This is a genomic window from Sulfitobacter sp. TCYB15 (genome assembly GCF_040435955.1).
Classification (GTDB): domain Bacteria; phylum Pseudomonadota; class Alphaproteobacteria; order Rhodobacterales; family Rhodobacteraceae; genus Sulfitobacter; species Sulfitobacter pontiacus.
On sequence record NZ_CP159193.1, the window covers coordinates 1,694,958 to 1,706,789 of the forward strand.

The following is an 11,832-nucleotide window of genomic DNA, read 5'->3' on the forward strand; positions in this document are numbered from 1 at the left end:
GAAACGAAAAAGGCGGCGCACCCCATCGGATGCGCCGCCTTTTATGTATGTCATGCCATGAGTTTATTTGGCAAAATGAAGATCACGCGGCAGAGAGCGCCTGAAGGATCGGGATGAAATCAGCGGGTGTAAGGCTCGCCCCGCCGATCAGGGCACCGTCCACGTTATCGACCTTGAAGATCTCTGCTGCGTTGTCCGGTTTGACCGAGCCGCCATACAGCAGCCGCAGCGCGTCGCTGACATCCGTGCCAAAGCGTTCGGCCAGTGTTGCGCGGATGAAGTCATGCACCTCGACGATCTGGTCAAGCGTCGGGATTTTGCCGGTGCCAATCGCCCAGATGGGTTCATACGCGACGACGGTATTCTCGCCGGTGCAGACGTCGGGCAGGGAGCCTGTAAGCTGTTCGGCGATGACATCCAGGGTGGTACCGGAGCTGCGATCCGCCTCGCTTTCGCCGATGCAGATGATGGCCGTCAGCCCCGCGCCCCAAGCGGCCTGCGCCTTGGCCGAGACATCAGCATCCGTTTCGCCATAGGCATCGCGGCGCTCGGAATGGCCGAGGATCACATAGGTCGCGCCGACCTCCTTGATCATCGAGGCAGAGATATCGCCAGTGAAGGCACCTTTCGGCTCTGCGTGGCAATCCTGCGCGCCGATGCCGACGGGGGTGCCTTGGGCCTTGGTCACGGCGGGTAGGAGGTAGGGGGCAGGCGGGCAGATCACCGCCTCTGCAACGGTGCTGTCCATCGCGGCGGCCACATCGGCCAGCATGTCGAGACCGGCCAGCGTGCCGTTCATCTTCCAGTTTCCAGCGGCAAGCTTGCGGCGCATATGCAAATCCTTCATGTGGTTTTTCAAAGGGATACCAGCGCCACCCCGACAGGGCAACGGCAAGCTGGGGTCACGCCCCGCCAGCGCGGCGCGATACCGTTAGCCGAATTTGATGGATTCGCCGCAGCCGCAGGCTTCGGTCACATTGGGATTGCGGAACTTGAAGCCGGATTCCAGCAGCGAGGTTTCATAGTCGATCTCGGTGCCGAAAAGGAACATCTGCGCCATCGGCGCGATCATCACGCGCGCGCCGTCCTGTTCGACGACCTCGTCATTGGCGTCGGCCTCGTTCACATACTCCATCGTATATTCCATGCCGGCGCAGCCACCCTTCTTGATGCCGATGCGCAGACCGGCGTGGCCGGCGGACGTCATCAGCTTGGTGATCTGAGTGGCGGCTTTGGGGGTGATGGTGACGGCTTGCTTGCCTGGGATTGCGAACATGCTGAATACTCCTGTTACCGACAAGATAAGGGCTTTGGCAGGGTTTCTCAAGCGGGGGGATGCACAATAGCAAAAGGCCGCCCCCGAAGGGACGGCCCATGTCATCACGCGCGATTGCGCCGGATCAAACCTCGTAGGTTACAGACCCATGCAGTTGGCATAGTAGGTGACGGTCGCGGGCCAGTCAGAGAAGACCCCCTTGACGCCAGCGTCCTGTGCCAGCACGTCCAGCGCGACCAGATAGTCGCTGTCGTCGGTGATGATGTCGCCAACGGATTGGAAATACCAGCCACCGCCCGTGGACAGCGGACCGGAGCGTTCGAGCGTCCAGGCGATCAGGTTCAAACCGGCTTCGCTGGCTTTCTTGGCATAGTCAGAGGCGGCCAGAGCGCCGTCTTTGTTGGTCAGCAGCATGTTCAGCGACGGGGCCAGATACTGCACGCCTTGCTCTTTCAGCTGGGCGAAATCCTGTGTCCAGGTGCTGGCGTCCTGTTCGTCGAAACCTTCGCTCCATTCCACGAGATAGACGGCCTGTTTGCCGAACTCGGGCTCTGCCTTGATCCAGTACAGCACGTCATCCAGGTTGAACGACTGCGCCCAAACGTCAGAGGCAGGGATGCCCGCGGCTTTGTATTCGTCGATCATCTTCTGCGCATAGTCTTCCTGGCTGAAGCCGTCATGGGGCATCTCGACCGAAGGGGACTTGAGCTCGGGGGTGAATTTCGCGCCGAGGGATTTGAACAGCTCGATCGATTCCGCGTGGGTCATCAGATCGGCACCGTCACTGTACAGCTCGGTGCGGAAGCTGGCCACGCCGCCCTGATAGTCTTCGGCGGTGGTGGCAGTGGCGTCGGCGCTGTCCATCTTGGGCGTCAGGGTGCGGAACTCTGCCAAGGTGATGTCCGAGGTGCGGCATTCCGCACTGGCACCTTCTTCGCCCGCAGCGGCGGTGAAGCCGGTGGTGCATTTCTCGGCCAGATCGGAGACGAGGATATTGGTGGTGGTGTGCAGATCGTTCTGCGCGTGACGGCAGACCAGTTCGTGATCGGCGGTAAAGGTCACGTCGCATTCCAGAATGCCTGCACCCTGACGGGCGGCGGCAACGTTGGACTGTACGGTATGCTCAGGGAACATCAGCGGCGCACCGCGGTGCCCGATGGAGAAATCGGATTTGGACGCGGTCTGGCCCATGCAGGACGCCAGCTTGTCCTTGAGGTCGCCATCGGGAAGCTTGTCCACCAGATAGGCAGGACGGGCACCGTATTCGACAGGGACGGGGGTGCTGTGGGCGTCGGCCAGCAGCGCGGTGGGGGCCAAAGCCAAAGCTGTAAGGGCAGTAGTTAGTCGCATGATCGCTCCAAATAAAATCATCTGGCAGCGGTGTGGCTACCCTATGTTACAATGATGCGACCATTGCGTGAAACTCATGTAAAATCAACCGGGACGTGAAACGCGCCCCGGTTTCAGCCTATCGGCTTACATGAAGCCCAGTTCAAGACGGGCTTCGTCAGACATCATATCCATGCCCCATGGTGGCTCCCAGACCAGTTCCACGTCGACGGTTTTCACGCCGGGCAGGGGTTCAACCGCATCGGCGACCCAGCCGGGCATCTCGCCTGCGACGGGGCAGCCGGGCGCGGTGAGGGACATCTTGATGTTGACCTCGTTTTCCGCGTTGATGTCGATCGTGTAGATCAACCCCAGCTCATAGATATTCACTGGAATCTCAGGGTCATAGACAGTGCGGCAGGCTTCGGTGATCTGCTCGTACAGCGGATGATCCGTTGACGAGGGCGCAATCAGAGGGGTGCCTTCAAGAGGTTGTGTGCTGTCAGTCATCAGGGCCTCGCTCCTTTTTCTTATCGTTTATATAGGGATTGCAGCGGGCACCGTCCAGAGGGCGGACCCGCGAACCAATGCGGAAGCTACGCTTTGCGCTTGCGCACCGGCTGCGGCTTTACCCGCGCTTCGATCATATCATAGACCATGCCGACGATATCCTTGCCGGTGGCTTTCTCGATTCCTTCGAACCCGGGAGAGCTGTTGACCTCAAGCACCTTTGGCCCGCTGTCCGACCGCAGCAGATCCACACCGGCAGTGCCCAGGCCAAAGGCCCGTGCCGCACGCAGGGCGGTGTCGCGTTCAACCTTGGTGATGCGCACGACCTGAGCGGTGCCGCCACGGTGCAGGTTGGAGCGGAAATCACCCTCCGCGCCGGTGCGCTTCATCGCGGCCACGACCTTGCCATCGACCACAAGACAGCGCAGATCCTCGCCCGCGGCTTCCTTAACGAAATCCTGCACAAGAAAGTTTGCCTTGAGCCCGCGGAAGGCATCAATCACGGATTCCGCCGCCTTCTTGGTCTCGGCCAGCACCACACCTTTGCCTTGGGTGGATTCCAGCAGTTTTACAATCAGCGGCGCGGTGCCCACCAGCGCCATGAGGTTCGACGTGTCCTTGGGCGAGGCGGCAAAAGCGGTGGTCGGCATGCCGATTTTCTTCGACGCCAAGACCTGATGCGCATGCAGCTTGTCGCGGCTCGACAGGATACCGGCAGAGCCGTTGACGCAGTAGGTCCCGATGGTTTCGAACTGCCGGATCACCGCACAGCCATAGGGCGTGACCGAGGCACCGATCCGCGGGATCACCGCGTCATAGCGCGGCAGACGTTTGCCATCGTAATGCACTTCGGGAGCCATGGCGTTGATCGCCATATAGCAGCGGGTGGTGTCGATCACTTCGACAGTATGGCCACGGGCCTCGCCGACTTCGACCAGACGCGAGGTGGAATAGTTGCTGGCTTCACGGCTCAGCACGGCGACCCGCAACGCGCGTTTGGGCGCGCGGTGGCGCACAGCGGCGGTATGGTAGACGTCATAGCTCAGATCCGGTTGCAACCGTTTCTCGGTGGGCGAGATGGTGATGTGATCTGTCAGCGCCTGGCGGCCCAGCAACATGCGGCTGGTCATGCCCGCACGGTTGGTCAGGGTCACGTCAATCGGCCAGCTTTGGCCTGCGACATCCATCTTGGTCGAGATGACATAGCGCAGCTCTGCCTCGCCATTCGACGAGGTGACCTCGCGCCGGTCAATGATGGGCGCGGAGCAGGTGATGGTGATGTCTTCGTTGCCAGCCACAGGATGCACGTTGAACCGGACCTTGGGCTTGGACGCGGGGCCAAAGACTTCGATGTCATGGGCATGCAGCGCCGATGTGCGCGCGCCGGTGTCGATCTTTGCCTTGATCGCGGGAAGCCCCAATTCGGGAAGGGCGACCCATTCTTCCCAGCCAAACGTCAATTCTTGCATGTCACGCACTCCGGCACAGCTAAATCATCCCGCCGCCTAGCAGGTCGCCTGCGTCTACTCAAGCCACGACACGGGCTTCCAAATGGCATAAATCCCGGGGTCCGGGGCAGCGCCCCGGCGGTTCCGGCTGGACATAGCGCAGATTTACGGTGCTTCCATGACAGCCTTGTGGAACGGGCGGCTAAACTGCGCGATTGCGCCTATGCGGGGGACATCTTATAGCCGCAGTCATGAAAAAATTCTCGTTCGATCTTCAGGCCCGCGATGGTGCGGCGCGTACCGGTGTCATCTCTACCCCGCGGGGCGATATTCGCACGCCGGCCTTCATGCCTGTGGGCACGGCTGCCACGGTCAAGGCGATGATGCCCGAAAGCGTCGCCGCGACCGGTGCGGACATCCTGCTGGGCAATACCTATCACCTGATGCTGCGCCCCACTGCCGAACGGATCGACCGTTTGGGCGGGCTGCACAAGTTCATGAACTGGGACAAGCCGATCCTCACCGATTCCGGCGGGTTTCAGGTGATGAGCCTGTCGGGGCTGCGCAAGCTGACGGAAAAGGGCGTGACCTTCAAAAGCCATGTGGACGGGTCGAAACACGAACTGACCCCCGAACGGTCGATGGAGATTCAAAAGCTGCTCGGCTCCGATATCGTCATGTGCTTTGACGAATGTCCCGCGCTGCCTGCGGATCGCGCGCGGATCGCGGACTCGATGCGGATGTCGATGCGGTGGGCCAAGCGCAGCCGCGAAGCCTTTGGCGACCGTCCGGGCCATGCGCTCTTTGGTATCCAGCAGGGCGGGCTGGAACGTGACTTCCGCGAGGAAAGCGCCAAAGCGCTGATCGACGTGGGCTTTGACGGCTACGCTGTGGGCGGCCTTGCCGTGGGCGAGGGGCAAGAGGCGATGTTCGGCTGTCTCGACTTCGCCACCGATATGCTGCCCGTGGATCGGCCGCGCTATCTGATGGGGGTGGGCAAGCCGGATGATATCGTCGGGGCCGTGGCCCGCGGGATCGATATGATGGACTGCGTTTTGCCCTCACGCTCTGGCCGGACGGGGCAGGTGTTCACGCGTCACGGCGTTGTGAACATCAAGAACGCACGCCACGCCGATGACCCGCGTCCGCTGGACGAAGCCTGCACATGCCCTGCGTGCTCGAACTACAGCCGCGCCTATCTGCACCATGTGTTCCGTAGTCAGGAAATGATCTCGGGGATGCTGCTGACATGGCATAACCTGCATTATTTCCAGGAAATCATGGCGGGTATGCGCGACGCGATTGCGGCGGGGACATTTGACGCCTGGCAGGCTGATTTTCATAGCCAGCGTGCCCAAGGCGACATCGACCCGCTTTAGAAAAACCCTGCGGTGAATGGAATAAACCTTCCGCCCCGTCCTTGCGATGACGGGGCGGAAGGTTAGGTGCTGTAGACAAGAAACAACACCGCAAAGGAGTTTTCCATGACCGAGGCATTATTCACCCCCCTGAAGGTCGGTGGCATCGAGGCCGCGAACCGCATTGTGATGGCCCCGCTGACCCGCAGCCGCGCCAATGACGACAGTGGCGAAGTCGGCGACATGCACGTCGAATACTACGCGCAGCGCGCCGGCGCCGGGATCATCATCACCGAAGCGTCCCAGATTAGCGGCGAAGGCAAAGGCTACATCAAGACCCCCGGCATCTACACCGAAGGGCAGGTTGCTGCCTGGAAAAAGGTGACGGACGCGGTGCACGCCAAGGGCGGCAAGATCGTGATCCAGCTGTGGCACGTGGGCCGGATCAGCCATGTGGACATCCAGCCTGACGGACAAAAGCCCGTCGCCCCCTCGGCCATCGCGGCAGAGGTGAAGACCTTTACCAAAGACGGTATGACCCCGACATCTGAACCGCGCGCCTTGGAGTTGGACGAGATGCCGCGCATTGTCGCCGATTATGTCCACGCAACCAAAATGGCGCGCAAGGCAGGCTTTGACGGGGTCGAGGTCCACGGGGCGAACGGCTATCTGCTGGACCAATTCCTCAAGACCTCAAGCAACAAACGCGACGACGCCTATGGCGGGTCGGTCGAGAACCGCGCGCGGCTGCTGTTCGAAGTGCTGGACGGTGTTGTAAACGCATGGGATGGCGATCACGTCGGCCTGCGCCTGTCGCCTTTCTCGCCTGCGAACGGCATCGCGGATGATGACCCGCAAGAGACGTTCACCTACGTCGTGGATGCGCTGAACAAGTACAATCTGGCCTATCTGCACATGGTCGAAGGGTCGACCGGCCAGTCGCGCGATTTGGACAGCGGCGAAGACCTTGGCAAGCTGCGGTCGCTGTTCAACGGCGTCTACATGGCAAATAACCTTTATGACCGCGACATGGCGATCGATGCCGTGGCCAGCGGCAAGGCTGATCTGGTGGCCTTTGGCCGGCCCTATATTGCCAACCCTGATCTGGCAAAACGGCTCGAACTTAACGCACCGCTGAACGAGGGGGATACGAAAACCTTCTATGCCGGTGGCGAAGAGGGCTATACCGATTATCCCTTCCTCGAAGAGGTCGCTGCAGAGTAAGCTCGTTAAACGCGAAAAAGCACATTTCCGGCCCGTTTTTTGTCATTCGGGCCGGTTAACCATGGTTCTTGGCGGTTTTCGCGGATAATCATACGATCCGCGCTTGTCTGTCCGCCGGTGGCGGTTCATTCTAGGGCGACCCTTACGCCAGATGGCCCGCATACGAACGGATCACAGCATCATGGGGATTGAAACAGGCGGGTAGGGTCCCCAGATATCCTACTCAGAACAGGAGATGAACGAACGGTCGCCTAAGATAGGGGCCAGTGTCATCTTGCAGTATAAGGAAAAGAGCATGTTAGAGCCTCTGAACGCGTCCTACCCGGTATTGCCTTTGCGCGATATTGTGGTGTTCCCCCACATGATTGTACCGCTTTTCGTGGGCCGCGATAAATCTGTTCGCGCCCTCGAAGAAGTCATGGCCGATGACAAGCAGATCCTGCTGTCGAGCCAGATTGACCCCGGCGTGGATGACCCCGATTCCGATGGTATTTTCAACACCGGCGTCTTGGCGAATGTGTTGCAACTGCTGAAGCTGCCCGACGGCACCGTGAAGGTGTTGGTCGAGGGGCAGGCGCGGGTGCGCATCACGGAATACCTTGAAAATGATAGCTTCTTTGAAGCTTCTGCCGAATATCTGACGGAAGAGCCCGGTGACGAGACCACCACTCAGGCGCTGCTGAAATCCGTGGCCGAAGAATTTGAGCGTTATTCCAAGGTCAAGAAGAACGTCCCCGAAGAAGCGCTGTCGGCGGTGACCGAAGCGTCCGAGCCTGCACGTCTGGCCGATCTGGTCGCGGGGCATCTCGGCATCGAGGTTGAGCAGAAACAAGACCTGCTTGAAACCCTGTCCGTCTCCGAGCGGCTCGAGAAAGTATACGGGCTGATGCAGGGCGAAATGTCCGTTCTGCAGGTCGAGAAAAAGATCAAGACCCGCGTCAAATCCCAGATGGAGAAGACGCAGCGCGAGTACTATCTGAACGAGCAGATGAAGGCCATTCAGAACGAGCTTGGCGATGGTGAAGACGGCAAGAATGAAGTCGCCGAACTGGAAGCCCGCATCGCGGACACCAAGCTGAGCAAAGAGGCCAAGGAAAAGGTCGACGCCGAGCTGAAGAAGCTCAAGAACATGTCGCCGATGTCTGCCGAAGCTACTGTTGTGCGCAACTACCTCGACTGGATCCTGTCGATCCCTTGGGGCGTGAAATCGCGCACCAAAAAAGACCTCGCCAAGGCACAGCAGGTGCTGGATGATGATCACTATGGCCTTGAAAAGGTTAAAGAACGCATCGTCGAATATCTTGCCGTGCAACAACGGTCCAGCAAGCTGAAAGGCCCGATCATGTGCCTTGTCGGCCCTCCCGGTGTGGGTAAAACATCGCTCGGGAAGTCTGTTGCCAAGGCGACGGGGCGCGAATTTATTCGCATCTCGCTGGGGGGCGTGCGTGACGAATCCGAGATCCGCGGTCACCGCCGGACCTACATCGGCTCCATGCCCGGCAAGATCATTCAGGCGCTGAAAAAGGCGAAAACCACGAACCCGCTTATCTTGCTCGACGAAATCGACAAGATGGGTCAGGATTTCCGTGGCGATCCTGCGTCGGCCATGCTCGAGGTGCTTGATCCGGAACAGAACGGCACATTCGTCGACCACTACTTGGAAGTGGAATACGATCTGTCGAATGTCATGTTCCTGACCACGTCGAACAGCTACAACATGCCCGGGCCTTTGCTTGACCGGATGGAGATTATCCCTCTGTCGGGCTATACCGAGGATGAGAAGCGCGAGATCGCGAAACAGCACCTTGTGGCCAAGCAGGTCAAGAACCACGGTCTGAAGGCAAAGGAATTTGCCATCGAAGACAGTGCGTTGACCAGCATGATCCGCTACTACACCCGCGAGGCCGGCGTGCGGAACCTTGAGCGCGAGATCGCCAAGGTTGCGCGGAAATCGCTGACCAAGATCGTCAAGAAGGAAGCCGACGAGATCACCGTGACGGGCGACAACATCGAGGATTTCCTCGGCGTGAAAAAGCACCGCTACGGCTTGGCCGAGCTTGAGGATCAGATCGGTGTCGTAACCGGATTGGCCTATACCTCGGTCGGGGGCGAATTGCTGCAAATCGAAGCCCTGCGCCTGCCGGGTAAAGGTCGGATGAAAACCACCGGCAAGCTTGGCGATGTGATGAAGGAATCCATCGACGCGGCCAGCAGCTATGTGCGGTCGATCAGCCCCAAGATTGGGGTGAAGCCGCCCAAGTTCGACACGCTGGATATCCACGTCCACGTGCCCGATGGTGCGACGCCGAAAGACGGCCCCTCTGCCGGTCTGGCGATGGTGACATCGATCGTGTCGGTGCTGACCCAGATCCCCGTGCGCCGCGATATCGCGATGACGGGGGAGGTGTCCTTGCGCGGGAATGCGATGCCAATCGGCGGCTTGAAAGAAAAGCTGTTGGCGGCGCTGCGCGGTGGGATCACAACGGTTCTCATCCCGACCGAGAACGAAAAGGACCTGCCGGATATCCCGGATAACGTGAAAGAAGGGTTGACCATCATTCCCGTCAAACACGTGTCCGAGGTGCTGAAACATGCGCTGGTCCGCGAGCCCGAAGCGATCGAATGGGATCAGGAGGCAGAAGATGCCGCCGCAGCCGCCGCGCTGGCCCGTCGCAACGCTGCAGGCGATAGCGCCACAGCGCATTAAGCAATGATCAAACCGACATCAGGCCGCCCTTCGGGGCGGCCTTTTTCGTGGGCACGTCCCCGATTTTCGCGCAGGGTTGCGTCATCCCCAAGCACGGCTGGATTTCCCCCGGTGGCCCCGCTAGGGTTTGGTGAAACCTCCCCAACGGACGAGACGTCAAATGGCCACGCCCAAGAAAACCACCACGCCTAAACCAGCCGCACCCGACTCCGCCGCAGCACCCGCTGTGGTCGAAGCACCGCGCCCTGTGATCCTCGGCCCCGTGATGCGCAAGAAAGAGCTGATCGACACAGTGGTCGAAAGGTCGGGCGTGAAAAAGCGCGATGCGAAACCCGTCGTTGATGCCATGCTCGCCGTATTGGGCGAAGCACTGTCGGACAGTCGCGAGCTGAACTTGCTGCCGTTCGGCAAGCTGAAAGTGATCAACGAGAAAGAGCTGAAAAACGGCAAGATGATCCGCGTCAAAGTGCGGCAGGTGACACAGGGGCAGGGCGGCGGCGATACCGCTGATCAACCCGAGGACTGAGGGCGAAAATCGCTCAAGATCTCTGGCGCAAAGCTACGTCGCCCGCAGCAGCCCTTCACCTTGGTGAGGGGCTTTGTCGTATCAAGGGCTTTGCCTTGCTGATGCCACGGGCCGCGCGGGCAATCCCTTGACATCAAACGCATAAAACCCCGTCGCCGCAGGTTGCGTTGGTAGAACTGAATTGTGGTGGTAAATGGTGGGTCGTGAGAGGCTCGAACTCCCGACATCTTCGGTGTAAACGAAGCGCTCTACCAACTGAGCTAACGACCCGGTAGCGCTCTACTACCCCAAGGTTCAGCCGGGGTTCAACCCCATTTTTGCCGCCCCGGTGATTATTTTCGATTTTTTTCTGACGACGCCCCGGATTGGCGTGGATTCACACGGTAACATTGCGTTTTCAAACGGTTTTGCTGCCTCCGGCAGATTGCGACGGGGCGAATCCTCGCGCCTCCGTTGCCCTTGGGGAAGTCACCGCGCTGAAATCGGCGGATGACCGATAGACGGGCTGTGTTTGGCGCGCTACTCAATGCACAGTCACGTAAAAGGTGGGAGAGCCTTTTGCATATATTCAGCAAGCCCTTGCAGCAGCAAGGCACCGGGGCCGACCACAATTGCCGGCCCCATAGGAGGAGGAATTCACATGGCCGTTCAGATTGATCCGACCAGCTACCGTAACCTGGACATCAAGGCGCATGACGATGGCGTCTGGGTGGTGACCCTGAACCGTCCCACCAAACGGAATGCCTTGGACATCGACACGATCGAAGAGCTGGTCACCTTCTTTTCCGCCGCACCGCGCGCGGGTGTACGTGCAGTGGTACTGGCGGGCGCGGGGGATCACTTTTGCGCCGGGCTTGATCTGATCGAACACCATGACGAAGACCGCAGCCCCGCCGATTTCATGCACGTCTGTTTGCGCTGGCACGAGGCGTTCAACAAGATGGAATACGGCGGCGTGCCCGTGATCGCAGCATTGCAAGGGGCCGTTGTCGGCGGCGGGCTAGAGCTTGCCAGCTCTGCCCACGTGCGGGTGATGGACCAAAGCGCGTATTTCGCGCTTCCCGAAGGCCAGCGCGGGCTGTTCACCGGCGGGGGGGCTACGATCCGTGTGACTGATCTGGTCGGCAAGGCGCGGATGATCGACATGATGCTCACCGGGCGCGTCTATCAGGGGCAAGAGGCCGTCGATCTGGGCCTTGCGCAGTATATCGTCGAAGGGTCCAGCATGGACAAGGCGATGGACCTGGCGCGCAAGGCGGCGCAGAACCTGCCGCTGTCGAACTTCGCGATCTGTAGCGCGGTGAGCCATATGCAGAACATGTCGGCGATGGATGCCGCCTATGCCGAAGCTGTGGTCGCCGGTGTGGTCAATACGCAGCCTGACGCGCGCGCGCGCCTTGCGGCCTTTGCCGACAAAAGCGGCGCGCGGGTGCGGCCGAACGCGGAATAAGAAC

Annotated in this window: 10 protein-coding genes and 1 tRNA gene; 5 read left to right on the plus strand and 6 right to left on the minus strand. The window is 60.0% G+C overall.

All coding sequences use genetic code 11. The features are described from left to right. Positions 1-82: 82 nt before the first annotated feature. The 5 genes from tpiA to rimK all read right to left on the minus strand — a co-directional run bounded on the left by tpiA (position 83) and on the right by rimK (position 4,584). Positions 83-832, minus strand: coding sequence for a triose-phosphate isomerase (tpiA, locus tag ABM428_RS08180; RefSeq protein ID WP_132996727.1), 750 nt, complete (start codon positions 830-832; stop codon positions 83-85). A 99-nt stretch (positions 833-931) separates the two neighbouring features. After that, on the minus strand, positions 932-1,276 hold the full coding sequence (locus ABM428_RS08185; protein ID WP_132996726.1) for an iron-sulfur cluster assembly accessory protein: 345 nt from the start codon (positions 1,274-1,276) through the stop codon (positions 932-934). 138 nt (positions 1,277-1,414) lie between these two features. Continuing rightward, positions 1,415-2,626, minus strand: coding sequence for a glycerophosphodiester phosphodiesterase family protein (locus ABM428_RS08190; protein WP_206338387.1), 1,212 nt, complete (start codon positions 2,624-2,626; stop codon positions 1,415-1,417). A gap of 126 nt (positions 2,627-2,752) precedes the next feature. Continuing rightward, positions 2,753-3,115: an SUF system Fe-S cluster assembly protein gene (locus tag ABM428_RS08195; protein WP_005853043.1), complete on the minus strand. Its 363-nt coding sequence runs from the start codon at positions 3,113-3,115 to the stop codon at positions 2,753-2,755. An 86-nt stretch (positions 3,116-3,201) separates the two neighbouring features. Next, on the minus strand, positions 3,202-4,584 hold the full coding sequence (rimK, locus tag ABM428_RS08200; protein WP_037944061.1) for a 30S ribosomal protein S6--L-glutamate ligase: 1,383 nt from the start codon (positions 4,582-4,584) through the stop codon (positions 3,202-3,204). Positions 4,585-4,814: 230 nt separating this feature from the next. Here rimK and tgt point away from each other — a divergent pair, with 230 nt between their 5' ends. From tgt to ABM428_RS08220, 4 genes are all read left to right on the plus strand, one after another. Further along, entirely contained in the window at positions 4,815-5,942 is a 1,128-nt protein-coding gene (gene tgt, locus ABM428_RS08205) for a tRNA guanosine(34) transglycosylase Tgt (RefSeq protein WP_037944062.1), read from the plus strand. A 105-nt stretch (positions 5,943-6,047) separates the two neighbouring features. Then, positions 6,048-7,145 (plus strand): alkene reductase, encoded by a 1,098-nt coding sequence (locus ABM428_RS08210; RefSeq protein ID WP_132996725.1) that lies wholly within the window; start codon positions 6,048-6,050, stop codon positions 7,143-7,145. A 295-nt stretch (positions 7,146-7,440) separates the two neighbouring features. Next, positions 7,441-9,852: an endopeptidase La gene (lon, locus tag ABM428_RS08215; RefSeq protein ID WP_005853049.1), complete on the plus strand. Its 2,412-nt coding sequence runs from the start codon at positions 7,441-7,443 to the stop codon at positions 9,850-9,852. 160 nt (positions 9,853-10,012) lie between these two features. Beyond that, positions 10,013-10,378, plus strand: coding sequence for an HU family DNA-binding protein (locus tag ABM428_RS08220; protein ID WP_132996724.1), 366 nt, complete (start codon positions 10,013-10,015; stop codon positions 10,376-10,378). Between the two features lie 194 nt (positions 10,379-10,572). Here the strand turns inward: ABM428_RS08220 and ABM428_RS08225 are convergent. Beyond that, positions 10,573-10,648, minus strand: a tRNA-Val gene (locus ABM428_RS08225). Positions 10,649-11,018: 370 nt separating this feature from the next. Between ABM428_RS08225 and ABM428_RS08230 the strand changes: the two genes are divergently transcribed. Continuing rightward, positions 11,019-11,828, plus strand: coding sequence for a crotonase/enoyl-CoA hydratase family protein (locus ABM428_RS08230; protein WP_317938030.1), 810 nt, complete (start codon positions 11,019-11,021; stop codon positions 11,826-11,828). Positions 11,829-11,832 lie beyond the last annotated feature (4 nt).

Bases quoted from the DNA above. Each gene is read 5' to 3' on its own strand.
- lon (WP_005853049.1), top strand. From the start codon at position 7,441: ATGTTAGAGCCTCTGAACGCGTCCTACCCGGTATTGCCTTTGCGCGAT.
- ABM428_RS08210 (WP_132996725.1), top strand. From the start codon at position 6,048: ATGACCGAGGCATTATTCACCCCCCTGAAGGTCGGTGGCATCGAGGCC.
- tpiA (WP_132996727.1), bottom strand. From the start codon at position 832: ATGCGCCGCAAGCTTGCCGCTGGAAACTGGAAGATGAACGGCACGCTG.
- ABM428_RS08185 (WP_132996726.1), bottom strand. From the start codon at position 1,276: ATGTTCGCAATCCCAGGCAAGCAAGCCGTCACCATCACCCCCAAAGCC.
- ABM428_RS08230 (WP_317938030.1), top strand. From the start codon at position 11,019: ATGGCCGTTCAGATTGATCCGACCAGCTACCGTAACCTGGACATCAAG.
- rimK (WP_037944061.1), bottom strand. From the start codon at position 4,584: ATGCAAGAATTGACGTTTGGCTGGGAAGAATGGGTCGCCCTTCCCGAA.
- ABM428_RS08190 (WP_206338387.1), bottom strand. From the start codon at position 2,626: ATGCGACTAACTACTGCCCTTACAGCTTTGGCTTTGGCCCCCACCGCG.
- ABM428_RS08195 (WP_005853043.1), bottom strand. From the start codon at position 3,115: ATGACTGACAGCACACAACCTCTTGAAGGCACCCCTCTGATTGCGCCC.
- ABM428_RS08220 (WP_132996724.1), top strand. From the start codon at position 10,013: ATGGCCACGCCCAAGAAAACCACCACGCCTAAACCAGCCGCACCCGAC.
- tgt (WP_037944062.1), top strand. From the start codon at position 4,815: ATGAAAAAATTCTCGTTCGATCTTCAGGCCCGCGATGGTGCGGCGCGT.